General features: G+C 54.5%; 16 protein-coding genes and 1 pseudogene. 4 read left to right on the top strand and 13 right to left on the bottom strand.

From position 1 onward, the window contains the following. Positions 1–24: 24 nt before the first annotated feature. The 10 genes from NW870_RS00285 to NW870_RS00240 form a co-directional block, all read right to left on the bottom strand. On the bottom strand, positions 25–3,234 hold the full coding sequence (locus tag NW870_RS00285) for a PAS domain S-box protein (RefSeq protein WP_414373212.1): 3,210 nt from the start codon (positions 3,232–3,234) through the stop codon (positions 25–27). Between the two features lie 210 nt (positions 3,235–3,444). After that, on the bottom strand, positions 3,445–5,316 hold the full coding sequence (gene uvrC / locus NW870_RS00280) for an excinuclease ABC subunit UvrC (protein ID WP_414373209.1): 1,872 nt from the start codon (positions 5,314–5,316) through the stop codon (positions 3,445–3,447). A 317-nt stretch (positions 5,317–5,633) separates the two neighbouring features. Then, positions 5,634–5,924 carry a nucleotidyltransferase family protein gene (locus tag NW870_RS00275; protein ID WP_414329506.1) on the bottom strand — a complete coding sequence of 97 codons (291 nt, stop codon included), beginning with the start codon at positions 5,922–5,924 and terminating at the stop codon, positions 5,634–5,636. 203 nt (positions 5,925–6,127) lie between these two features. Next, positions 6,128–6,463 carry a putative toxin-antitoxin system toxin component, PIN family gene (locus tag NW870_RS00270; protein WP_414329508.1) on the bottom strand — a complete coding sequence of 112 codons (336 nt, stop codon included), beginning with the start codon at positions 6,461–6,463 and terminating at the stop codon, positions 6,128–6,130. Further along, positions 6,453–6,677, bottom strand: coding sequence for a hypothetical protein (locus NW870_RS00265; protein ID WP_414373207.1), 225 nt, complete (start codon positions 6,675–6,677; stop codon positions 6,453–6,455). The genes NW870_RS00270 and NW870_RS00265 overlap by 11 nt, the downstream gene beginning before the upstream one ends. A gap of 462 nt (positions 6,678–7,139) precedes the next feature. Next, positions 7,140–9,323 (bottom strand): DEAD/DEAH box helicase, encoded by a 2,184-nt coding sequence (locus NW870_RS00260; RefSeq protein WP_414373206.1) that lies wholly within the window; start codon positions 9,321–9,323, stop codon positions 7,140–7,142. A gap of 435 nt (positions 9,324–9,758) precedes the next feature. Further along, positions 9,759–11,426, bottom strand: coding sequence for a hypothetical protein (locus tag NW870_RS00255; RefSeq protein WP_414373204.1), 1,668 nt, complete (start codon positions 11,424–11,426; stop codon positions 9,759–9,761). Positions 11,427–11,433: 7 nt separating this feature from the next. After that, on the bottom strand, positions 11,434–12,198 hold the full coding sequence (locus tag NW870_RS00250; RefSeq protein ID WP_414373203.1) for a protein phosphatase 2C domain-containing protein: 765 nt from the start codon (positions 12,196–12,198) through the stop codon (positions 11,434–11,436). A gap of 11 nt (positions 12,199–12,209) precedes the next feature. Then, positions 12,210–12,977 (bottom strand): hypothetical protein, encoded by a 768-nt coding sequence (locus tag NW870_RS00245; protein ID WP_414373201.1) that lies wholly within the window; start codon positions 12,975–12,977, stop codon positions 12,210–12,212. Positions 12,978–13,069: 92 nt separating this feature from the next. Then, positions 13,070–13,390: a hypothetical protein gene (locus NW870_RS00240; RefSeq protein ID WP_414373199.1), complete on the bottom strand. Its 321-nt coding sequence runs from the start codon at positions 13,388–13,390 to the stop codon at positions 13,070–13,072. A 468-nt stretch (positions 13,391–13,858) separates the two neighbouring features. Here NW870_RS00240 and NW870_RS00235 point away from each other — a divergent pair. The 3 genes and pseudogenes from NW870_RS00235 to NW870_RS00225 form a co-directional block, all read left to right on the top strand. After that, a pseudogene (locus NW870_RS00235) lies at positions 13,859–14,026 on the top strand (tyrosine-type recombinase/integrase); the annotation flags it as partial. A gap of 289 nt (positions 14,027–14,315) precedes the next feature. Continuing rightward, a complete protein-coding gene (locus NW870_RS00230) occupies positions 14,316–18,302 on the top strand; it encodes a magnesium chelatase subunit H (protein WP_414373197.1) in 3,987 nt (1,328 codons plus the stop codon). Between the two features lie 102 nt (positions 18,303–18,404). Then, positions 18,405–18,779 carry a DUF6883 domain-containing protein gene (locus tag NW870_RS00225; RefSeq protein ID WP_414330567.1) on the top strand — a complete coding sequence of 125 codons (375 nt, stop codon included), beginning with the start codon at positions 18,405–18,407 and terminating at the stop codon, positions 18,777–18,779. 269 nt (positions 18,780–19,048) lie between these two features. On the opposite strand, the gene NW870_RS00220 is transcribed toward NW870_RS00225, so the two are convergent. The 3 genes from NW870_RS00220 to cphA form a co-directional block, all read right to left on the bottom strand. Next, positions 19,049–19,918 (bottom strand): prepilin peptidase, encoded by an 870-nt coding sequence (locus tag NW870_RS00220; protein ID WP_414373194.1) that lies wholly within the window; start codon positions 19,916–19,918, stop codon positions 19,049–19,051. A gap of 122 nt (positions 19,919–20,040) precedes the next feature. After that, the gene (locus NW870_RS00215; protein ID WP_414330572.1) at positions 20,041–20,241 is read right to left on the bottom strand and encodes a hypothetical protein; all 201 of its coding nucleotides are present in this window, start codon (positions 20,239–20,241) and stop codon (positions 20,041–20,043) included. A 322-nt stretch (positions 20,242–20,563) separates the two neighbouring features. Beyond that, positions 20,564–23,260, bottom strand: a complete 2,697-nt coding sequence (cphA, locus tag NW870_RS00210; protein WP_414373191.1) for a cyanophycin synthetase — start codon at positions 23,258–23,260, stop codon at positions 20,564–20,566. 257 nt (positions 23,261–23,517) lie between these two features. Here cphA and NW870_RS00205 point away from each other — a divergent pair, with 257 nt between their 5' ends. Next, positions 23,518–25,818 (top strand): ComEC/Rec2 family competence protein, encoded by a 2,301-nt coding sequence (locus NW870_RS00205; RefSeq protein ID WP_414373189.1) that lies wholly within the window; start codon positions 23,518–23,520, stop codon positions 25,816–25,818. Positions 25,819–25,844: the final 26 nt, after the last annotated feature.

Below are 25,844 nucleotides of genomic sequence, written 5' to 3'. Positions count from 1 at the left end.
CCATAAGTGGCCCAAACCGAATCGTCAACAAGATTCTGCTGCGGGCAAGCGAAGAATAAACGTGGTTTGGTGGGCAGTGCTTTCCACCTGCAAAGAGCCGCCCAAGTGGTTGGCAATGGCTTGGGCCAGAGCCAATCCCAAGCCTGTTCCCCCCTGCTGCCAGGGATCCGAGTGGGGGATGCGATAAAACTGCTCGAAAATGCGTTCTTGTTCTTCGAGGGGAATGGTGGTGCCCGTGTTGGTCAAGCGCAGCTCCCAGCGGTCGGAACCTAAAGCAACAGCCTCTAGGACAATGTGTTCGCCGGCGGGCGTGAATTTGTGGGCATTGGTCAAAAGCTCACAGACCAAGCGTTCCAACAGGCGGGGATGGGTGTGCAGATAGGGCAGGTGGGGATCCCAGTGAACTTCTAGGGTTTGCTGCCGCTTGCGCATCCGGTCTTGGAACCGATTGATAAGAGGTGCCAAAAGGAGAGGCAGGTTAACCTGCTCAGAGGGCAGCTTGAGCGTATTGCCCGACAAATTTTGTAGATCCAGAAGATCGTTAATTAGGGAGATCTCTTGCTCGCACGCCTGCTCCAGAACCTCAAGATACTGGATTTGCTTGGGGGTGAGAGGAGAAACTTGATGGCTCAGTTTCAGCAGGTGAACCGAGAGGCTAATGCTGGTAAGGGGAGTGCGCAGCTCATGGGAGACGGCGGCCAGGAAGTTATCCCTAATTTGGCTGAGTTTTTTCAATTCCGTCACCTGAGCCTGGCTGCTGAGGTAGAGCCTGGCCTGTCGCAGGGCAATCGCACACTGGGCCGCCATTTGCTGGGCCAAATCGATTTCCCAATCGCTAAAACTCTCCTCAGGAGGCCGAGCCAGCCACAGATCCCCAAGAATGCCCTGATCGTCCGCAATGGGGCAGGCCAGCTTGGTCAAATAAGGGGGCAAAGTGTCGGGATCCCGTTGGCGATCCCGAGCGCACAGTTGAAAGCACCAGCCTCGCCATAGCTGTTCGTAGAAGAGGGGAAAATCTTTCATCTGAACCCGAGCGCCGATCCCAGAGGTCGAAAGCGTCGTGTATTCATAGCTGATCAGGGAGTAGGTTCGGCGGCTATCGTAAAGGCCGACATTGCAAAAAAGAACGCCCAAAAATTTCCCCAGCTCGTTCACAACCGTCTGCAAGATCTGCTTTTCGTCCAGAGTTGCCCGTATCTGATGGGTAAGGCGGCGCAGAATCGATTCAAACTGCAGACTGCGTTCCAGTTGCTGGGTTCGCTGTTGCACCAGGGCTGTTAATTCAGCTTCTCGTGTTTGCTGGGCCAGCTCCAGGCGCTTGCGCAGGGTGATATCGCGCACCAAAACAATGGCCTCATCCGGCCCAAAGGGCAACAGACGGGCCTCGCGATATTCCGGCAATGCTTCCGCCGCGTCTTGAGAAATTTGAGGAAGCGGATATTCAATAACCTGAATTTCTCCCGTTTGAAAGGCTTTCTCCAACAAGGGAGCAAAGTAGATTTTCCAATGCTCTGGAAACAGATCCTGAATGTACTGGTTAGGATAGCGGTCATCGGGATAGGCGGATGCAAATCCTCTGGGGGGCTTATAGGACAAGACTAGCCCTTGCCGATCCACTTGCAAAAGCATATCTGGGATCGCTTCGTAAAGAGCGCGGTAACGTGCTTCGCTGCGGGCCAGATCGGCCAAACTTTCTCGCAGGTGAGTTTCGGCCCTTTTTCGCTCGGAAATGTCTTCTAGAAATTGAATGGCAAACAGAGGCTCGTTTTGAGCGTTTCGCACTACAGACAGTTGCAGGCGAACCCAGATCTCTCTGCCATCTTTACGGCAAATCACCTTTTCATATTCATAGTTGTTGGTGTACCCGGAAAGCAGTTCATTCCAGAGTATCTCGCCCCGTTCTCGGTCTTCGGGATAGGGGGTGTAATCTTCCGCTTTCAGAGCCGACCAATCTTCCTCGCTGTACCCTGTAATCTCTGCCATTGCCGGGTTGAGGCTGAGATACCGGGGATCAGGATCCAAGCTCATCAGAGCAATCCCTTGGCTACAGAAGTTGAAGATCCCCTGCAATTGGTTTTGAATTTCCTCAAGAGCAGATTTGATGGATCGGCGCTCGCTAATATCATCCAGGAAGTAAACGGCAAACAGAGGCTTTTGTTCTTCATCTCTCACAACATAAACCTGAGACTTTACCCAGATGATTTGGCCATTCTTACGGGTGTAGGGATGTTCCCATTCATAATGACTGCGCCGGCCATCAACCAACTCCTGCCAAAGTTTTTTTAGAGTTTCAACATCGGCCAAGTCTGGGATACAAGCCTCCAGAGGCAAAGCCTTCAATTCCTCTGCAGAATATCCTGTTATATCCTTGAGGGCTGAGTTCATGCCATGCGGACTAGCTTCTGGCTCAAGAGGCAGCAGAGAGATGCCCAAATTGCAGGACTCCACAATTCCCCAGAATCGCTGTTGAATCTCCAACAAGGCCAGCTCTAGACGCTTACGCTCGGTAATATCTTGAATGCAGCCAAGCACGCAATTTGCTCCGTAGGGAACTATGCAAATTTCTTGGTAACGGAGCTCTCCCGCTGAGTTGGTTAGGGGATATTCCAAGGTTTGCTGGGATCCGCTGCTCAAGCAACGGTCAATCAGCCTCTGCAGTTGATCGCCAACCTCAGGGCCGAACAGCTCTCCCACTGCTTTTCCCTGAATATGCTCTGCTGAGAGTGAAGCAAAATAAGTATTCTCCGGGGAAGAAATCAGCTCCAGGCATTGGCCTTCTCGGCTAAAAATCATCAAGGCTTGTGGAATAGCGCAAACCAGCCTTTCGTAGCGGAGTTGGCTCTCTGCAAGCGCTTGTTCAGCCTGCTTCCGCGCCGTGATGTCTTCCACATACCCCTCAAAATAGAGGGGATCCCCTGCTGGATTGCGGACGACTTGAATTTGTTCTCGCACCCACAAGTCCAAGCCCTTGCGACTGTGGATCAAAAACTCTTGGGCCACTCTCCCATCGCCGACTTTGCCTGCAAGCAGATCCTGGAAAATCTGACGACGACCGGCAGCGTCAGCATAGAGATGATGGCCAAAATCCGACAGATGGCGCATCAAATGGGCAGAGGAAGTATAGCCGTATATCTCGGCAAGCTTGGCATTGGCAAACCGGTACCGTCCCTGCAGATCCGCACGAAAGATCCCAATGGGAGCATTCTCCAGGAGCACATCGAGTCCGGCCAACATCAGGATCCCCTATGTTTTCGCAAGCAGTACTAGGGCACTAAGAACGCCTGCCCCTGAGATTATGTATCATCTTTGCTTTGAGCGATGTTTTCCGCACTACAAGTTCCCCCGTGATCTCGTAAAATCACGGGCGAGGAAGGGTGCTCAGGCTTCTGTGGATATCACCCCACCGAGTGCTGGGGGAGCAGGGATCCCTGCGCGGATTCTCAACTACTCCACCCCTGCAGTCTCCGGGGATCCCGCCTGAGTTTCCGGGTGAAAGTAGCGGTAAATCTGCCGGGCAATCTTCGGGCCAATGCCGGGCACCTGGGCCAGCTGGTCTTCTGAAGCCACCTGAATGCGGGCAATCGACCGAAATTCTTCCATCAGCAGCTTTTGCCGATACTTGCCCAAGCCGGGGATCTCGTCCAGCGTAGAGGCATGCTGACGCGCTTTCCGTTGCTGGCGATGAAAGGCGAGAGCAAATCGGTGGGCCTCATCTCGCAGGCGTTGCAACAACAAGCGAGCCGGATCTTGGGCCGGCAACCGCAGGGGCACAGGATCCCCCGGCAGAAAGATCTCTTCTTCTCGTTTGGCCAAGGCAATCACCGGCAGGTGATCCAGCCCTAAATCTGCCAAGACGGCCATGACTGCCGACAACTGCCCCTTGCCCCCGTCGATGAGCACCAAATCCGGCTGATCCTCAGGGGTCATTTTGCTGAAGCGACGCCGGGCCACTTCTGCATGGCTGGCAAAATCATCGGAGTGACCGGGGCGCACCTCAGGGTTGCGAATCTTGTAGCGGCGGTAGTGCTGTTTGGCAGGCAGGCCATCGATAAACACCACCTGACTGGCCACAGCATCGGATCCCTGGATGTGGGAAATATCGTAGGCTTCTAGGCGACGGGGCACATCCGGCAAATCCAAGACCTCTGCCAAGCGCTCCAAGGCCACAGCATCCCGATCCGCCAGGCGCTGGGCGCGGGTTAGCTCCAGTTCGGCATTCCGCTCGACCAACTCGATCAGCTCGGCTTTGCTCTGCCGTTGGGGAGCAATGAGGCTGACCTTGCGGCCTTTTTTCTGGCTCAGCCAAGACTCCAGAAAATCCCGATCCGGCAATTCATACTGGGTCAAAATCTCAGAGGGAATTTCCACCGGATCGCAGTATTGATAATGCTCTTGTAAAGCCCGCTGCAAGATAAGGCCTGGGTCGTCACCGCGGTTTTCGGCCACAAACCCCAGCCGCCCCACCAACTTGCCTGCCCGCACCTGAAACAATTGAATGCAGGCTCGTGAATCATTCATGGCCAAGGCCAGAGCATCACGGCTGACGGTAGAGTTAGGCAAAGAGACCTTCTGGGATTCTCCCAATTGTTCCAAACCGCGAATTTGATCCCGATATCGTGCGGCTGCCTCATAATTTTCCTGTTCGGCGGCCTGGATCATCTTCTCCTGCAGCTCTCGGATCAGCTCATCTGTCTGGCCTTGGAAGATCATGGCCACTTGAGTCAGCGTTTTGCGATACTCTTCTGGGCTGATCAAGCCTTGGCATACTCCGGGGCAGCGCCCAATGTCGTAGTTCAAACAGGTGCGATCTTTGTACAGAGGTTTGGGCCGTTGGCGCAAGGGAAAAATCCGTTTGACCAGTCCAAGGGTGTGGCGCAATAGACCAACATCCGTGTAGGGGCCGTAATATTTATCTTGATTCCGATCAAGGCGACGATGGCGGGTGATGTAAAGCTGGGGATAAGGCTCCGACCAGGTAATACACAAATAGGGATACTTTTTATCGTCCTTAAGGAGAACATTATAAGGGGGCTGATGGGTCTTAATCAGATTGTCTTCTAGGGCTAGGGCTTCACTTTCATTGTCGGTTACGATAAACTCGATCTCGCAAACCTGAGCTACCATGCGCTGAATGCGAGGAGGCAGGTCGCCGGTAAAGCGGAAATAAGATCGCACGCGAGAGCGCAACTTCTTGGACTTGCCCACATAGAGAATCTGATCTGTGGCATCTCGCATCAAATATACGCCGGGTTCAGCAGGAATCTCCTTGAGACGGCTCTCTAGAACGTCACGGTTGTGAATCAGAGGGACAGTCATAAAGTTCAGTTCTACCGGGTAGAGTCAGGGATCCCATGACTTCAATCTAGCAATGATACGACTTTCCCTGGCAACACCGACTTCAGCCCCTGTAGAGGTATAGTCATTCCGAATAAGTCTGGGACATTTGCCCTGCCTTCGATCTCTAACCGGCCAACACAAACATACCCCTTATCTGTCTCCCAAAGCAGACTAGGGGAACCTGGGATCCCCAAGTTGCTTTCCTGCAGTCTGAAACAACCATATATCCTGGCCCAGAGGGATCCTCATCTAACTTAATTGCCTCTATTTCCGATCTTACTCTGTTCTGCCAATCTCTAGAAGGCACGAACCACCTCCCGGAGAACGGATTCTTGCAGATAGGGCTTGAGGGAGTCAGGCGTACCTAGATCAACCGGACTCTCTAAAATTTCCTCTAGATATCGTTTCAAGCGTACAAAAGTGAACAATCCAACTGGACGGTCAAACTCTACTAGCAGATCGATATCACTGTCTGTTTGCGCTTCATCCCTTGCTACTGAACCAAAGAGCATTAGAGACTTTACGCCAAAGTCCTTCAGAGTGTTCTGGTGATTTGCCAGTAATGTAAGGACTTCCTGTTTTTGCATTACCCAACCTGCAATGAAAAGAAAAGTCCATTATGAATTATAGCTCACCTATTTCCTCTCAATTACGACTCAAACAGAGATTCATAACGCTTTGCAGGTCGCAGGCACAGTTGAGCCGAGGCACACCTTGCAGAGGACAGGGATCCCTGGGTTCCCGCAATGAGGGCATTTGAGCTTGCTCATCATCTTGTCTCTGGGTACATCTAACGGCACGCACATCTTGCCTTGCCATTAACAGCCAGTTCAAGAAACTTGTCGTCTTTGGGATCACGACACGTCGCCACGCGCTCTACAATCTCCACCAAGACACCATCTCTAACAAAAGTGCTCAAGAACTCCATCCGTTCTTCCTCGGTTATATACCTTTCAAATCCTTTGCGCCGCAGGACATCGCTCAATTCTTCAACGGTCACACGTGAGATAAGCAATTTGCCTCTCTGTGTTGCCCTGTCAAAGACTTGACGAGTGACAGAACATCTCAACAGGAGCGCACTGATAACAACATTGGTATCAAAAACAAAGCATGGTTCATTCGACATTCAGCAGAGATTCCAGTATCTCAGGAGTTAAGCCACGCTCCTGTGCTTTTTGGCTGATTTCATCTATGACAACCTGAAGGGAACGCGGTGGTACGATGAGGTCGCGCAGCCAAAGGTTAGGTAACAACTGAAACTTTCTTTGCAGGTCAGCAGGAATTTGACTGTAAAGTCTCGCTGTATCTGCATCCAGAGGAATGGTAATCACTGTGTTCATCTTTCCAACTCCTCGATGTTGGATATTATTACACTTGAGATTAAGTCGCGCTGGCTAACGGCTAAGCTCACCTGCTACTAACAGCTTTAGGAACTGCTCAGAACATAACACTGGGTCAGGTGCAGCGACTCGTTATGTTGTGTAGATTTTACACCGATTGCCTTTGCTACCTGGAGACCCCAGCGCCCCCTTACCAACAACCTTGACCAGGCACAACTCTGGCGCTGGCAACATAACGGTTGAACTCACCCGCCACCAGTATAGCTAAGCATACAAAGGTTGGCATGATATGGGTCGCTGGGCGTAGCCCCACATTGGTTTCCCAGAATCTTAAGGCGACAACCTTAACCTACCTAGCTATAGTTTTGGGTAATGACTAAAGTATAGCTTCAAGTCGGGTGCAGTGACTTGTTATGTTGCACTTACAATTGGTAGTAAATATTGATACGAGTTTCTAATTTGCTATTCAAAATCTTCATCATTAATCCTTTTCAATGAGGATTGATTGAATGCTTTAAAGGTTAGATTTGGGTACTGTTGCACAATAGCTCTCAATTCTTCAAAAACTGGGCTCGCACCCTCAACCCCAGTTACAACGCACCAGATACGCGCTCGTGTAAGTGCAACAAAGGCTTCGTTACGCTTCTGTAGTTCTGACTCTCCTCTCCAAGCTAATGGCTGGGTAGCACAATGAAATCTGCAAGCATAAACCTTCCACGCCTCATTGCCCTTGGCTCGGAAAATTGTTGAGATCGTGATGCAGTTATCCATGCGAAAGATATCCCGATTTGTATCAACACCTGCAATAACGCTTTGGATACCTCGCCTTGAGAGTTTAGATTTTATTGCTTCAAAGTACTGCTGTTCTTTATCACCAGTGGGGCAAGTAATCAACAAGTCCCAAGGGTCGAAGCCTAACTTCAGATCTTCCTCCACTTGTTGAGCAATCCATTCCTGCTCTTCCAACTCATCCGAAAAAGTCTGGATGCGTAAAGGTGAGCCTAAAGCGTCCTTGTGAGGAAAATCATCACTGTCTATGGGGTGAGGGCTGTTTTTTGCCTCGCGCGTAACTGTGACTGTTTTGCCAGCTTTGACACTTGCATCTGAAAAATCTCCATCCAGAACAGTGTAACCTAGTTTTTCCCAATCCTCTTTGTTACTCACTCCTTGCAAACAACCCTCTTGTCGCAGTAAGCCCATGTTGATAGCGTGAGCAGCCATGAGAAGCATTTTAGGTGTTCGGTAGCATCGGTTTAAATTGTGTGCCTTGCGCAGTCCTCCTTCGTAGGTAGGGCTGGTTATGGTTCCATCAGGAAGTTTGTTCCCACCTAAATCTACTACTGGTGTTCCATCTGGATTAAGCCCAAAGATATGCAAAGGACGAGGTACCGTCAGGGTTCCAATCCCCTGTGCTTCGTCGTATGCCCAATAAAGTCGTTTTGGGTCAGATAAACTTTTATAAGCTAATCGATAGAAGGATGGGGGCAAATCCTGTCCTTCGTCTATCAAGATCGCATCAAAAAGTACAGGTATGTTCGGTACCCTTTTCTCCAGATCATCGCAAACATACTCAAAAGCCTCTGATGGAGAGCAGTTGCGCCCCATCCTCTCTCTTACATCCTTGACACTCAGAGGACATATTCCCGATTTTTGGGCTAAGTCACGGTAGAAACCGTTACGCTCTTTTGAACCCCAAGCATGTAGTACTTGTACATTGTGCCAGTTTGGCTCTACATCTCCTTCATCCTGCCGAACCATTTCACGATAGTAAAGACTGATTAAACCTATGATTTGGTCGTAAAGTGCCTGTGTAAAAAACACAAAAGCAATTTTCCAGTCAGGGTGCGCGGCATGGATTTTTGCGGCTCTCTTGGCAAATAGAACGGTTTTCCCTGTTCCTGCTAATCCTCTAACACGCTGAGGGCCATCTGGAACCTCAAAAGCTACCTTTTGCTGTTGATCGTCCAGAAAACGAAGGCGAGATTCCAGATAATGGATGACTCTTACAGGATTTTCGGGTGGTGTTCCTGTGGGTATGGCTCTAGGTTCTTGTCTTGGTAGCGAACCGCCCAGTAAAGCAACGATGTTTTGCCACTGTTCATCAGATAGAGGACGCTGTGGTTTTTCGCAAGTGCCCAACTGTAGTTTTTCTCGGAGAGTCGATGGCTTGAGATCCTCCTCCAGCAAAACAACGCCTTGGGTACAGGGCAAGTCAGAAAATCCCTTATCTTGCCATTCTTGCCCTTTAACAAAGGGTAACACCACTCTGTAGTGTGAGGTGACCAGTCCTCGTGTTTCTCTTCGTTCTGCGAGTTTCGCACTTATTGCAAGCATGCCATCCTCAGCTTGAAGCATAGGCAATTCCTCTTCCCTATGCCAATTAGTCATTTTCCACTGATGCCCTTCGATACTTTCAATGTTAGCGATACTGCACCCTTTACACTCAAATACCCACAATCCTAAATCTCTGTGCATAAAGATAACGTCAGGTTCTCTGGTGAGATTGCCTGTGCGTTTAAAAATTGGATACCTAAAGTAAGCTACGCATGGCTCATTCTGAAATGTCTTTTTGAGGCATTCCCAAAACTTTTTCTCTGCTGTGTTTGGGTTAAGTGGAGCATAGTTCTGGAACTTACCTTCTGACATGCTGTCTCCAAATGACTAAACTAAATCTATTTGACTAATAAGACAAGCAATATAACGGCTGAACTCACCCGCCGCCAGCAGTTTTGGGTATTTCTCGAATTTTAACATCAGGTCGGGTGCAGTGACTTGTTATGTTGTGTAAATTTTTCCACCGATCGGTTCAACTACCCACAGACGCCAGCGCCCCTTCACCAACAGCCTTGACAAGGCACAGCTCTGGCGCTGGCAACATAACGGCCGAACTCACCCGCCACCCCAAACCAAGGATCCCAATCAGTAATCTACCTCAAGGTCGGGTGCAGTGACTTGTTATGTTGGGTAACCCATCAGCCCCAAAAGCATCAGGATCCCCAGCCTCGTTTTGTCCAAGTGGTGCGGAATGGACCCCAACGGAAGATTTTTCTGAATCGCCAGCTCATAGAGTGTGTTGTCCTTTCATAATCGCTTGCCAATTTGGTAACCGAGCACGGCGCCTGCCACGAAACCCCAGAAACCCAAAACTAATGCACCGACGATTCCGAGTATTAATCCGCCAAGGATGCCGTGGGAAGAATCAAATTTCTTTGACGGAGATGTGGTCGATGACGGAGTACCACTAGGAGTAGCACGTCTGCCCGAATAGATAGTATTAAAATGGGAAGAATCAAATTTCTTTGACGGAGATGTGGTCGATGACGGAGTACCAACAGGTGTAGCACGTTTGCCCGAATAGATAGTATTAAAAACTGATTCGTCAGGTTGTGAAATTGGGCGTCGAATCTGTGGAGATGGCGATACAGACGGCTTGACTCCAAGCCATTGGCGAGCTTCTTCCTCGCCTGACAATATTTGAACTTGAGACGGAAGTTCAATTGTCATCTGCAGTCTGTCCCGATGCAGTCTGTCCCGATACCTACCAATTACGCCAGTAACTTTGACCCACTTGTGAACGAGAATAAGAGGATCAACTTTATCACGGCCGAACGCAGCCAGGGAAGTAGACCACAAAACAAGTGTAAAGGTTTGGTGTGGGTAAGAACCGAAGTTGAGGAATATGTAAGGTTGTCCGTGCTTAGTTTGTGCAGAATGGTAATCGGTAATCAGTCCGATTACTTCCACCCGGTCGCCGATATGTTCTGAGAGTGAGCCAGAAAGAGAAGCGTCAATGACTGGATACTGGCTGCGCCTTTGGGGAACAGTAACGGCTGGAGCGGGAGGGCGGACTGTGATCTTTGGAAAGGTGAAGTTGCCAGAAATGAACTGATCAAGAGACGGAACTTTATCGAATTCGAGCCTGCAAACGACCCTGAATCTCTCCACAAGAGGGGCAAGTTGGGAGATTCTAGAAATGTCAATGAGAAGTGGAGATGACTCGACATCTGCAAAGTCATTTGAGCGAAATAGGATATTCTCGCTGTTGTTGTACTTGCGCCAGAGAGGGGGCGAAGCGGCGACCGCTGAAAGACCGAGATATATCACGATGGCCGAAAACCGGTCAATCGTTGAATTGTAATGAGCAGCGGTTCTTGAAGGATGCTGATAGTTAAGATGTCCGATCTCATTTGTCTTAAGGCTGGAGAGTTCGGGGAGGTAGAATCCATCGTAATCGATAAGGTAGAGCTTCCCTTGCTTGACGAGAATATTACCGTGCTGGAGATCCCCGTGAGCTACTTTGAGGCTTTCGAGACGTTTCACCAAAGCTTCAAACTCTGGAATGAGCTTAGAAATCTCTCCAGGCTTAGAGATATTGCGGTCGATGAAGGTGTTCAGAGTTTCGCCATCGAGCCACTGCATCTTTATGATGGGATGCCACTGGCTGCCAACTTTAATTCCTTGATTAAGACAAATGGCCTTTACAAAAAAACCGTCTGCACAGGATTGCAGGAACCGTCCAATAGCTTCATAGCGTCTCTGCAAATCTGGAATGGCTCTGGTGAAACAGCGGACTGCCCAATGTTGCGAATGATTTTGGAGATGAAATGTGGTTGTGAACCCTCCGGAGTAAGGCTTAGGAATTCCGAACTGATCAGGTTCTGGGATGGAAACCTTTAATTCCGGATCGCTGAAAGCTGTGCTGGGGTTTTGAACTGCAGCTAAGTATTCATCGCCTCTTGGTAATGGCATAACAAATTCAGAGCCTCACTAAGAGTAAGGTGATGTCATCATTTTTCAGGCGGGTAGAACGACGCGCATCATTCGCCCACGCTTTGAATGATTCCTGAGGCGACGAATTCTCGGTAAAACCGTAGAGAATGTTCCAGGGCTTTTCATTGTTCTCATGCTCGGTGAGGAACCAACACGCGAGGGCATCTGTGGCAAGTAGCAAGAGATCGCCTGATTGCCATTCTGCAGTTTGGCGCTTGACTTTCTCCCAGAGTTGCGAATTGCAGGCCAAATTGGTGGAAAGCAAAGTCGGAGAACTTCCAAATTCGCTTGCGCTGGAAATGGGAAAAGAGAGGACAAGATCATCATTGCGGACTTGAAAGAGACAACTGTCACCGACTGCTATTGCTGACCAAGATCCCGATTCGTTTGAATCGCTTGAGTTTGAGGTGAGTTCGACGCCGAGCAGCGTTGCGAAGGCTCCAAGGCGAACCTTTTCTTCTGCAAACCAAGGCAATGGTCTACGGTTTACAAAAGTGTGCCATCGCTTCGATAATATTTCCGTGCGGGCCTGCAGAGCCTGGATGTTCGTGAAGCGTTCTTTGACAAAAGCACGAGTGAGCATCTTAGCCCAATCGGATGCAAAAGAACTCTCAGTTGCACCGTCGGCAATAGCTATTGCAAAAGTCTCCTGATCGATTATGCCATCTATTTTGGGGGCGAAAGCGTCCTCGTAATCGGCTTCTTCATTGCCAAGCTTTTGCAGCCAGAAATGGTGTAGTGAGAGTCTCATAGGTTCCAAAACTAGCGCAGATTGCTTGGACGCGTTCCAATATCCAAGAAACGAATTACCGAAACGATATCAGCGTTGAAAACAAACCCACGGCTTGCCTCCGAGATATGATATCCTTCCTGTTTTGCTGCATTCTGGATGTGTGTTGGCAGTATGCTCGACATACTGAAGAGTAAGCGGGCAAACTCATCGGGCAGTCCGCTATCGGAGTCTGGAAATTCAATAGGATTAGCCTTCTGAGAAGACAAGTGAACATTGAATAGCAAAACGTTACCATCAGAGCTCGCTAATGATTTGATTTCGTTTGCAGCATCAGAAGGGTTTCCATCTGTCGCCTCACCGTCTGTTATGTTTATCACAATGGGAGGAAAGCAGGAAGGGTGCTGGGCAATCCAGTCTTGAACGATTGTCTTGGCCTGCGTTAATGCTTGGCACATTGGAGTTCCTCCGTTAGCGACGGGATCAAACCAAATTGGGAACTTGATAGTCTGTTCCACGAGCCCGCCGGCTCCATCATCCACTTTCTTGCTACGCTCCTCGATTCGAGCCGGTGAATTTGCGATTTGGCTAATGGGTGATAAATCCTTGCCAGCGAGAGAGCCCATAAAGGCTGAACCGACTGAAGCACCATAACCAATTACGCCAACATAGTAATAGTCTCGAACTCCATCGCTCTTGGCACACTTGATGACTAAGTTTTGAAGCAGCTTGTTGATTGCATCGGAGACACCATCCGCTTTTCTTTTGTTTGGCCCACTACCACCGAACGGGTCTGACATCGATCCCGACTGGTCAATGAGGAACAAGAAACAACTCGGATTGGCTCGACTAATTTCGGCTTGATATGGCATTGCGATTTCCTTTCAGATTATTACATTATTAATTGTTGACTTGTAGAATGCAGAGCCGCACTTTCACATAACGTCTCGGCAAACAACGCCGCCGTTTTGCGAACTAGCTTCCGGTACTCGAATCGGGACGGCGCCATGGCGAAGGTGAATCCAAGAAGAAGGGCAAGCAGTCCCAGGGTTGCCGCTTGAATGCTCCCGATCTGAATTCGCGTCAGCTCGTTTTGTGCTTGGCGTCCTCTGCGACCGAGTTTGTACCCCGAGCCCGCAGCGATCACCGTGCATGCAAGCAGCGCGATGGCGATCAGTGCCACTGGTTGGTGACAGAGCAACTCGGTCGTCATTAAAAGCTCCCTGTCGCCTAACATGTGTTTCTGCAGCTAGATGACTGATAATCACCTAAGAAGCAGACTTTTCCATCGCCTAGTGTAATGCTGCCCTAATTTGTCTGTATAGTCAACATTTTGAGCGATAATTACCTCCAAAGGGTTTTTATCTGGCTGAATGAGCATTAACACACCTATACCTAGACCCAGAAAGCTCCTGGAGCAAGTCAGCTAGAAATCGCAGGAGCCTCGCACTGTACTCATAAAGTCAGTGTCGGGAGGAATGTGCGACTTCACTTGCCTTGTGCTATAATAACATTGCGGGCACCAGAAACGGTTATTTAAGGCACTGGTAACGGTCGATTGGGGCTGCTGTAAACCAGCCTAGAGGTTCGGGCCTGTTTTGTTCTCTGGTAGAGCAGAGCAGGCCCAGGGCTACTAAAAGCCTACTCTGTATCGCTAAAGCGGTACGGAGTCGGGTAGTTTACTTGCCACACCTTCCGCCATAGTTTTGCCACTCATCTCCTGCAAAACGGCTACGACATCCGCACCGTCCAAGAATTGTTGGGCCACAAAGATGTCAAAACCACCATGATTTACACCCATGTGCTGAGTAAAGGCGGGCGCGGGGTGAGAAGTCCATTGGATCCTTAGAAGGGGACGCTCTCTGGGGAAGGGATCCTCTTCCCCTTTACAGTACCTCAGCGATCATTGCGAATTATTACGACCTTGCCGCCATGCCCCCAGCAGGGATCCGTTTCTCTGGTAGAACGGGAAACAGACAATAGGGGATCCTGCCTATCGCGTCAGCGGGACGGAGTCCTTTCGCGTCAGCGGGACGGAGTCCTTTCGCGTCAGCGGGACGGAGTCCTTTCGCGTTAGCAGGACAGAATCCTTTCCCCGGTTTACCCAATTTTTGCATTGCACGACGGAGAGCGACCGCATGTTTACTCTGGTTAAGCCCATCACCCGCCACGTTACCCCTGCCGAGGTAGGGGATCGCCGCTTGATGAAGGTGGTGTATGTGGTGTTGGAGCCGCAATATCAGAGTGCCCTGACCGCAGCAGTGCAGCACATCAACGCCCACAACTCCAAGCTGGCGGTGGAGCTGGCCGGCTATCTGGTGGAGGAGCTGCGGGATCCGGCGGGCTACGATGCCTTCAAGCGGGATTTGGAAACGGCCAATGTCTTTATCGGATCCCTGATTTTTATCGAAGACATTGCCCAGAAGGTGGTGCAGGCGGTGCAGCCCCTGCGGGAGCGGCTGGATGCGGTGGTGGTCTTCCCTTCCATGCCGGAAGTGATGCGCCTGAACAAGATGGGATCCTTTTCTATGGCGCAGCTGGGCCAGTCCAAGAGCGCCATTGCCCAGTTCATGCGCAAGCGCCAGCAGGGATCCAACTTCCAGGAGGGGATGCTAAAGCTGCTGCAGACTCTGCCCAAGGTGCTGAAGTATCTGCCCTTCGACAAGGCGCAGGATGCCCGCAACTTCATGCTCAGCTTTCAGTACTGGCTGGGCGGATCCCGCGAGAACCTGGAGAACTTTTTGCTGATGCTGGCGGATCGCTACCTGCCGGGGATGCGGGGGCAGCTCTCCTTTGCCGAGCCGGTCACCTACTTGGAGATGGGCATCTGGCACCCCTTGGCGCCGCAGATGTTTGCCAGTCTGGCGGAGTATTTGGATTGGTACAACGCCCGCGAGGATCTGCCGCAGGACGTGAAGGATCCCTTGGCTCCCTGCGTGGGGTTGGTGTTGCAGCGCACCCACCTGGTGACGGGGGATGATGCCCACTACGTGGCCATGGTGCAAGAGCTGGAGTCGCGCGGGGCGCGGGTGGTGCCGGTGTTTGCCGGGGGTCTAGATTTCTCCAAGCCAGTGAACGAGTTTTTCTGGAACGCGCAGAAGACAGCGCCCATTGTGGATGTGGTCGTGTCGCTAACCGGGTTTGCCCTGGTGGGAGGGCCGGCGCGGCAGGATCACCCCAAAGCAGTGGAAGCGCTGCAACGGCTGAATCGCCCCTACATGGTGGCGCTGCCCTTGGTGTTTCAATCGACGGAGGAATGGGCTGCCAGCGACCTGGGGCTGCACCCGGTGCAGGTGGCTCTGCAGATTGCCATTCCCGAGCTGGACGGGGCCATTGATCCCATCATCCTCTCAGGGCGGGACGCGGCCACCGGCAAAGCTCACGCAATGCAGGATCGGATCGAGCTGATCGCGGCGCGGGCCATTAAATGGGCCAATTTGCGGCGCAAGCCCAAGCTGGAGAAGAAGATCGCCATCACCGTCTTCAGCTTCCCACCGGACAAAGGCAATGTGGGGACGGCGGCCTACTTGGATGTGTTTGCCTCTATTCACCGGGTGATGCAGGCCCTGGCCAACAACGGCTATGACCTTGGCTCTGTTCGCGACAGCGGGACGGAGTCCTTGCTGCCCAAAACCCCGCAGGAGCTGATGGAGTCCATCCTGCACGATCCCCAGGCCCAGTACGCCAGCCCGGAGCTGAATGTGGCCGCCAAACTGTCGGTGCGGGAGTACGAGGCGCTGACACCCTACGTGAAAGCCATCGAGCAATACTGGGGGCCAGCGCCGGGGCACCTGAACACCGACGGGCAAAACCTGCTCATCTACGGCAAGCACTTTGGCAATGTGTTCATCGGGGTGCAGCCCACCTTCGGCTATGAAGGGGATCCCATGCGGCTGCTTTTTTCCAGGTCAGCCAGCCCTCACCACGGCTTTGCCGCCTACTACACCTACCTGGAGAAAGTGTGGGGGGCGGATGCGGTGTTGCACTTTGGCACCCATGGATCCCTGGAGTTTATGCCGGGCAAGCAGATCGGCATGTCGGGCGAGTGCTATCCGGATAATCTAATTGGATCCCTGCCCAACCTGTACTACTACGCCGCCAACAACCCCAGTGAGGCCACTATTGCCAAGCGGCGGGGCTACGCCTGTACCATCAGCTACCTGACGCCGCCGGCAGAAAACGCCGGCCTCTACAAGGGGCTGCAAGAGCTGCGGGAGATGATCGGCTCCTACCAAACCCTGCGGGAGGGGGCGCGGGGCATCGCCATCGTCAACGCCATCTGCGACAAGGCGCGGCTGGTGAACCTGGACAAGGATGTGGAGCTGCCCCAGGGGGACGCCGCCCAGTTGAGCTTGGAAGAGCGGGACAGGGTGGTGGGCAAGCTCTACGCCCAGCTGATGGAGATCGAGTCGCGGCTGTTGCCCTGTGGTCTGCACGTCATTGGAGCGCCCCCCACGGCAGAGGAGGCGATTGCCACCCTGGTGAGCATTGCCAGCATCGACCGCCCCGAAGAAGGGATCCTGGGTCTGCCGCGCATTCTTGCCCAAAGCCTGGGCCGGGACATCGACGAGATCTACCGCAACCGGGATCGGGGACACCTGGCGGATACGGAGCTGCTGGATCGCATCAACAAGGCCTGCCAGAAGGCGGTGGCGGCGCTGGTGCAGGAGCAGACCGACGCCCAGGGCCGGGTCGCGCGGGTGGCCAAGCTCAACTTTTTCAACATGGGCCGGCAAGCCCCCTGGTTGGCAGTCCTAAAAGAAGCGGGCTACCCCCAGGTGGATCCGGATCTTTTGAAGCCCTTGTTTGAATTTCTGGAGGAGTGCCTCAAGCAAATTACGGCAGATTATGAGCTGGGATCCCTGCTGCGAGCCTTGGAAGGGGAGTACATTTCGCCGGGGCCGGGAGGGGATCCCATCCGCAACCCCAATGTGTTGCCCACGGGACGGAACATCCATGCTTTGGATCCCCAGTCCATCCCCACGGCAGCCGCCATCCAGTCGGCGGAGATGGTGGTGGAACGGCTGCTGGCTCGCGAGATGAGCAGTAACGGTGGCCGGTACCCGGAAACCATCTCGGTGGTGCTCTGGGGCACCGACAACATCAAGACCTACGGGGAGTCGCTGGCGCAGGTGCTGTGTTTGCTGGGGGTGCGACCCAAACCCGATGCCCTGGGGCGGGTGAACAAGGTGGAGCTGATCCCCTTGGAGGAACTGGGCCGGCCCCGCATTGATGTGGTGGTGAACTGCTCGGGGGTGTTCCGGGATCTGTTTGTCAACCAGATGGACCTGATCGACCGGGCGGTGAAGCTGGCGGCCGCAGCGGTGGAGCCACCGGAGCTGAACTTTGTGCGCAAGCACGCCTTGCAGCAGGCAGAAGAACTGGGGCTGACCCTGGAACAGGCGGCGACGCGGGTCTTTTCCAACGCTTCCGGATCCTACTCCGCCAACATCAACCTGGCGGTGGAAAACAGCTCCTGGGAGGACGAGAGGGAGCTGCGGGAGATGTACCTATCCCGCAAGTCCTTTGCCTTTGGCTCGAATCTGCCTAACCAGCAGATGCGGCAGCTTTTTGAAGCCAGCTTGAAGACGGTGGATGTGACCTTCCAGAACCTGGACTCCTCGGAGATCAGCCTGACCGATGTCAGCCACTACTTCGACGCGGATCCCACCAAGCTGGTGCAAAGCCTGCGCCCCGACGGCAAGGCCCCCTCGGCCTACATGGCAGATACCACCACGCCCAACGCCCAGATCCGCACCCTGAGCGAAACCATCCGTCTGGACGCCCGCACCAAGCTCCTCAACCCCAAGTGGTATGAGGGGATGCTCAAGCACGGCTACGAAGGGGTACGGGAGATCGCCAAGCGGCTGGTCAACACCTCCGGCTGGTCAGCTACGGCAGGCGCGGTGGACAACTGGATCTACGAGGAAACCAACGAGACTTTCATCAAGGACGAGGCGATGCGGCAGCGCTTGATGAACCTCAATCCCCACTCCTTCCGGCGCATTGTCGGATCCCTGCTAGAGGTGCATGGGCGCGGCTATTGGCAGACTTCCCAGGCCAATATCGAGCGTCTGCAGGAGCTGTATCAGGAGATCGAGGACAGAATCGAAGGGGTGGAGTAATTAATATGGTTGTTTCAGGTTAGCGTGAGACGTCTGGGCTACTGTTCGCGCCAGCGGGACGGAGTCCTTAGACCTTACGTGAAGTCGGCAAAAGCTGCAACCATGGCCGGATCCTTGCCCAGGGCTTCTGAAGCAGCAGTGGATCCTGCCAAGTTCGTTGATTACTCTATGAATCCAGCTAATCCTGGAAATCAAGGCAAGTGGATTGCCTTTGCAGAGCTTGGCTATGATGTCAGTACACCAGAGGGAAGAAGGGTGGGATTTGCTCACATTCTGCAACAGGTTACTGCTGCTCTGCCTTGCGCCTTAGCCGGGGATCCGTTTCCAACACCCTATGGAAGCCGCTATCGAGTCAAGATTGAAATTTTGGGCCTCAATCAGAAAAAAGGCACTTTAGTGACCGTGTGGCAGGTTGATAAGGAAAGTTTAATCCCTCGTTTGGTCACCAATTGGCTAGAGGTACACAATGATGAGTAAAACCACTTCTAGAATCAAGCCATACAGTAGAGTCAAAACTGTGGCAGATGTCAAGGAGTATTTCAGCGAGACCACTATTCCTGCTGGAACTCAGGGATCCATTGTGGAATGTTACTCAGATCCCACTGAAGGCTATGCGGTTGATTTAGCGGTTCCGGATTTGAGCTTGGTAGGAGGTTTTCGATATTTTAATCTCATTCTTTTTCCCGATCAGTTTGAAGTCATAGATCCCGAAACATGAAGTATCCAATGTTGAATGGACGTTCCCTCTACCCCACCAATCCGGCCCAGCGTAGGTAGCCCTCCACCAGTTGGGATCCGGCCAGAGCCGCTACCCCTCCACCCAAGGCCAGGTAGGGGCCAAAGGGGATGGGTTTTCCCAGGCGGGCCCGCCCCTTGGTCATGGCCAGCAAGCTAGCCAGCAGGCCAAACCCGGAACCCAAAAGAAGGGCCACCACCACCCCCTGCCACCCCAACCACATGCCGATCAGGGCCAACAGCTTGCCATCTCCCCCACCCATGGCCTCCCGTCGCAAGGCCCACTGGGCCAAGAGGCCAATGCCCTCCAGCAGCCAGAGGCCCAGCACAGCTCCTGCAATCCCTTCCACCAGTGACAGGCCTGTAGCGGCCAGGGATCCGGATCCCTGGAGCCACGGCAGAGCCAGGCGGGCCAAAAGCCCCACCACCAGGCCTGAACGGGTCAGCTCCTCCGGCAGCAAAAAGGTATCCAGATCGATGAGCGCCAGGGCCAACAGCCAGCTCAACAAGATGCAGGTGAGGATCCCTTGGGCAGAAAACCCCAAAGCGCCGATGCTGAGGGCAAACAGGCCCATTGTCAACGCCTCAACGGCAGGGTAGCGCCAGCTAATCTGCGCTCCACAATGGCGGCAGCGACCGCGCAGCAACAACCAGCCTAGGATGGGAATGTTCTCCGTGGGGCCCAGCGGCGTCTTGCAGCTTGGACAATGGGATCCGGGATGGAGCAGAGAAAGACCCTGCGGCAGGCGATAGACCACCACGTTCAAGAAGCTGCCCACACAGGCCCCCAGCACCAGTACCAGCACCCAGGCCAACAGGCGCAGCTCCCAGATTCTGTTGGCGTCGGCGCTGCTCAGCCACATCATGCTCAGCCACATCATGTGAGCGTTGTGCAGTAGGGGAGAATCTCGAGCATGGCAGCCATTCCCATCGCGTCGGCAGGACGGAGTCCCTAAAGGCAGAAAAAGGAAGGATCTGCTCTGTCAGCGTAGCTCCTTGTGCCTCACCGCAGCGGCTCCAATTGCTGCAGCGGAATAAAAGTTTCCTGGGGCAGCAGGATGGGGAACTCGGAAAAGATCAGATCCCCTCGCAGGGTACGGCGGTGAATAACTACCCCCCGCGGAGGTTGCTCCAGCACTTCCGGTCGATGCTGCAGATGAAATTGATAAATCTGGCGAGCCGCTTGAAGCAGAGCGCTGTCCATGAGCTGTTTTCCTTGCCAAATTCACAACTACCCTAACGACATTCCCATCGCGTCGGCGGGACGGAGTCTTTAGACCTTTTGGGATCCCCAAAGTTCTGTCTGCCATCCCTCAGACTTTTTTAGAACGGTTAAGGCTTCTGAAAAGCCGAGGATCCCCTGAGCCGAACACCTGCTGCTTCCCAAAAGACAAGTCACCCGCCCCCGCCAGCCTAAACTTAGGATATCGCCGCCGAGGACTTATGGGTCATCTCCACCCACTCAATTCTCGATGTCTGTCCAGGAATGGAGGCCATAGAGCACTCTGGAGTTGTCGGCAGCCAGCCTAAGACAGTTTGACGTCAGGGCTGGGGGAGATCAAATCTGGGCCGATGCTGTAGGAGGAGCCACGGTAACTGGGTTTGGGATTGAGCTTGTCTTGAAAGCGGGTGATGATCTGGATGGTGCGCTGTACATCCGCCGGAAAGATCACCACCAGGTCTCCGGGTTCGGCCTTTTCCAAAGCGGTTTCGATAGCAGTTGCCTCATCCAAGATTTCCTGCAGGCGATCCCCTGCCTTTTCCTGTTCCCAACCCTGCCGGATTAGGGCGGCCACCTCGCCTGGTTCCCGTCCTCGCCGGTCATCATCTTCTTTGACAATGGCTCGGTCGAACATGCGCGCTGCCAAGACTCCCAGCTCTCGTAGGTCGCTGTTGCGCCGATCCCCAGGCCCGCCGATAACCCCAATTTTTCGTTGGCAATCCCAGCGCTCCAGGGTACTTTGAATGGCTTCGTAACCTGCTGGGTTGTGGGCATAGTCCACCAACACCTGGTAGCCCCCTACATCAAACAAGTTGAGGCGACCGGGGGTCTGGGCTACAGAACTGGTGAAGGTGCCCAGCGCCATGCGGATGTCGTCGATGGAAACCCCGTGCAGGAAGGCTGCCAAAGTAGCGGCCAGCACATTTTGGATCATGAAGCTGGCCTTGCCAGAGAGGGTGAGGGGAATTTTGGTTACATCTTCTATGCGCAGTTTCCAGCCCCGTTTCAAAATGGAGATGTGGCCCTCTTCATAAACAGCCGCCGTGCCCCCGGAAGCAATGTGCTTTTGAATGAGGGGATTTTCCGGGTTCATACTGAAGTAGGCCACCGTCGCCTTAACATTGGCGGCCATGGCTGCCACCAGGCCATCGTCGGCATTCAGGACGGCGTAGCCCCGCTCGTGTACCGCTTCCACCAAGACGGATTTGACGCGGGCCATGTCTTCTAGGGTTTCGATATCCCCCAACCCCAGGTGATCTGAGGTTACGTTGAGCACCACGCCAATATCGCATTCCGGAAACCCCAGCCCCTCTCGCAAAATGCCGCCTCGCGCCGTTTCCAGCACCGCCACTTCTACGGTGGGATCCCTGAGCACCAGGCGGGCGCTGTGGGGGCCGGTCATGTCTCCCTTGGCAATTTGATGGTTTTGGATGTAGACGCCGTCGGTGGTGGTGAAGCCGACCCGCTTGCCGATGCCTTTGAGGATGTGGGCGATCAGGCGGGTGGTGGTGGTTTTGCCGTTGGTGCCGGTGACGGCCAGGATGGGGATGCGGGTGTGGCTGCCGGGGGGAAAGAGCATGTCGATGATGGGCTCAGCCACATTGCGCGGGATCCCTTCGCTGGGGGCCAGGTGCATGCGCAAACCCGGAGAAGCGTTCACCTCGACAATGCCGCCACCGGTTTCGTTGACGGGCTGGGCAATGTCCGGGCAGATGAGGTCGATGCCCGCCACATCCAGGCCGATGATCTGAGCTGCCCGTTCGGCAATGAAGGCGTTGTAGGGATGGATGATATCGGTGCAATCGACGGCGATGCCTCCGGTGCTCAGGTTGGCGGTGGATTTGAGGGTGCAATGTTCTCCTTTGGGCAGCACCGTATCCAGGGTGTAGCCTTTGCTTTCGAGGATACGCAGGGTCATGTCATCAACGCTAATTTGGGTCAGCACGTTTTCGTGGCCAAACCCCCGCCGCGGATCCCTGTTGACTTCGTCGATCAGCTCTTGAATGGTGGAGCGGCCATCTCCCACCACATAGGCTGGGATCCGCTTGGCCACAGCCACCAGCTTGTTGTTGATCACCAGCAGTCGGTAGTCATCCCCCACCAGGTGCTTTTCCACCAACACCACATCGGAGTATTGGCTGGCGGCATCGTAGGCGATCTCGGCGGCTTCCAGGCTGGTGATGTTGACGGTGATGCCCTTGCCGTGGTTGGCGTTAAGGGGCTTGATCACCACCGGAAAGCCCCCGACATCCTCGATGGTGGCTGCCAACTCGCTGCGGCGACGCACCGTATAGCCCTTGGGCACCGGGATCCCCATGTCCTGCAGCAGTTCTTTGGTGGCCCGCTTGTCAGCGGCCAGGTCGGCGGCAATGATGCTGGTTTTTTCAGTGGTGGTGGCTTCGATGCGCTTTTGGTAGACGCCGTACCCCAGTTGCACCAGGGATCCCTTGTTGAGGCGCAGATAGGGGATCCCGCGCAGGGCGGCCTCGTCCAGCAAAGCTTGGGTGCTGGGGCCGAAGCGGACGTTCTCTCGGATCTCTCGCAACTCTTGAATGTCCAGTTCTAGGTCGCGGCGGTAGTCTTCTCCATCCACCAAAGCCTGACAGAGGTAGACTGCAGCTTTGGCCGCAAAGCGCCCGGCCTCTGCCTCTTGATACTCGAACACGACGTTGTAGGTGCCGGGGGTGGAGGTTTCGCGGGTGCGGCCAAAATCCACTTTCATGCCGGCCAGAGTCTGCAGTTCCAAGGCCACATGCTCCACCACATGGCCCATGAGGGTGCCCTCTTCCACCCGTTGCAAGAATCCCCCATAGCAGCCGCGGGAGCACTGGTGTTCCCACAGTCCCGGCAACAGGGCCTCCAACCTTTCTTTGAAACCCGGGATGGTGTTGGTGGGTCGCTCCTGCAAGTCTTCCAGATCAAGCCGCATTTGAATCAGCTTATGACGACGGATGCTCCAGTAGTTGGGGCCACTGAGAACGCGGATGGATCGGATGCGCATAGGGTCTAGGGGAAACAGCGGGGAAGGGGACAGATAACTTAGGGTCGTTTTAGGGTCGTTTTCAGGATGCCGGCGCAGGAAACTGCCAAGGACTACATCCCGCTGGCGCGACCAGCCCTAATCTACACTCCCTTTGCCAAGGTCGAGAAAGAGTATCCTTTAATACAATTCTTTCGGCAGGCGAGCAAGGTTAAGACAACGCAATGGATCCCGCTTGACCACATCGGTACAGTGGGGGGCAGACGGGTCTGCGGCACATGGAAAGAACCTATCTGCTGGGGTTGGGCTGGATCTTGGGCCTGCTGGTGCGGGCTTGGCCTCAGGCTGCCGGATGGGGATGGGGGATCCCTCTGGGGTTGGGGCTGGCGGGATCCCTGCTGTGTCGGCGGCGACTGCGTTTGGCCCGCACTTGGCTGGCGATGGGGCTGGTGGGGTGTCTGGCTTGGGGTTACCTGGGTTGGCGGCAGCCTTTTCCCGGCCCGACGGATATCAGTCTGTTGGCCCCCCAGCAGCAGATGAACTTGGTGGGCACCGTCCTCTCGGAACCCCGTCCCACCCGCAGCGGACGGCTGCAATTTTGGCTGAGAGCAGAGCAGGTGTTGGAAGCCAACTCCACGGCTCGTCCGGTCTCCGGCAAGCTCTATGTCACCACCAGCCCCGTTCGCGCTGCTCGGACAGAGTCCTTTGCCCCACCAGGAGGGGAACTGCACCCCAACCAACGGGTGCGCCTGACGGGATCCCTGTACCTGCCCAGTCCGGCCTTGAACCCAGGCAGCTTCGATTTTCAAGCCTACCTGCAGCGCCAGGGGGCTTTTGCCGGCTTCAGCGCTCGCGAGGTGATCCCGCAGCCCGGGGAAAAGAGCTGGGGGGGCTGGGTGTTGCGGCGGCGGGTGCGGGAAGCGTTCATCGCCGGGCTAGGAGAGCGGCAGGGAAATCTGTTGGCTTCCTTGGTGCTGGGATCCCGGGCCGCCCAATTGGATTTCGACTTGCAGGATGCCTTCCGGGAAATCGGCATGGCCCATGCGCTGGCCGCTTCTGGGTTTCATGTGTCGCTGTTGGTGGGGGTGGTGTTTGTCCTGACGCGCCGGCTGGCGGTGCGCCTGCAGCAGGGGATCATTCTGGCAGTGCTGGGGCTTTACATTGCCCTGACGGGGTTCAGCCCTTCGGTGTTGCGGGCAGCACTGATGGGGGCAGCAGCCATGGTGGTGCTGACGGAGCCGCGCCTGCAGGGAAAAGTTAGGCTCAATCCGCTGGGCACGTTGCTGGTGGTGGCGGTGGTGTTGCTAATCTATCAGCCCATGTGGATTACGGATTTGGGGTTCCAGCTCAGCTTCGCCGCCACCCTGGGCCTGCTGGTGGGGACAGCTCCCATCGTTTCCCGCTTGGACTTTTTGCCCCCGGCAGTGGCCACCGCCTTGGCCGTTCCTCTGGCCGCCCAAATCTGGACCTTGCCGCTGCAAGTGGCCATCTTTGGCCGCATCCCCACCTATTCACTGCTGGCCAATCCCCTGCTGATGATCCTGTTGCTGCCGCTGCTGGTGGCGGGGTTCGGGGTGGCCTTTGTGGCTTTACTCTCTCCAGGGCTGGGATTCCTGCTGGCAAGGCCCCTAGGGCTGCTTCTCACGCCTTTGATCAACTGGGTGAGCTGGATAGCCGGTTGGCCCTTCAGCTCCTACTACACCGGCGGAGTTTCTCTGCTCCAGTGCTTGCTCCTCTACGGCGCGCTGGTGGCCGTGACCTTTTGGCCACGGTGGCAACGGGCTTTCCGCTGGCAGGGCACTGCCTTGATCCTGGTCGGGATCCTGTTGGGGCCGGGGTTGTGGCCGGGGCCAGCCGTTCAGATCACCGCCTTGGCCAGTGGGCGAATCCCCATCCTGGCCATTCAAGCGGAAGGGCGCCACCTCTTGCTCAACAGCGGGGATCCCCGCCTGGCAGAACGCACGGTGTTGCCCTTTTTGCGGCAGCGGGGCCTGCGCCGTCTGGATGGAGCGGTGGCCATGACCTCCGCCGGCTCTGCCAATGGCGGCTGGGAGATCCTGCTGTCGGCTTTCTCCAAAGGAGTACGTCCCGCCAGCGCGATTGGGCAATTTTGGGATGGGGGAGGGGCCAATGCGGCTTCCGAAAGTTACCTGCGCTCCCTCAGTGCTGTGCAAGCTGCCCAGATCCCCTATCAGGTGCTGCAGCCAGGCGATCGGATGCCTTTCTCGGAGCGGCTGCGGCTGCAAGCTGTCTACACCAATCCCCTGGTGTTGACACTGGAGGCTGAGGGATCCCATTGGCTGCTGCTGGGCTCTGCCGGCACCCATGTGCAAGCCGAGCTAACCAGATCCCCACTGATGCCGGCCCAGATCGACTGGCTGTGGTGGGACGGAGGATCCCTGATCCTGGATCTGTTGGAGCGCTTTCAAGTGCAGGCGGGCATCAGCTCTGGCCCTGTCAGCGAAGCAGTGACTGCCTGGTTTCGGCAAAAACAACGGCCCCTCTACGTAGCCGATCGAGCTGGAGCGGTGAGCTGGTCGCGACGGGGGGTGCAAACCCTGAAGGCGCAATTGGACTGAGCCGTGCTGTAGCCTGAAATACAGAC

Source organism: Synechococcus sp. R50.1 (genome assembly GCF_047462115.1).
Classification (GTDB): Bacteria; Cyanobacteriota; Cyanobacteriia; order Thermostichales; family Thermostichaceae; genus Thermostichus.
The sequence above is the reverse complement of the archived record's forward strand: the minus strand, read 5'-3'. Positions and strand labels throughout refer to the sequence as shown.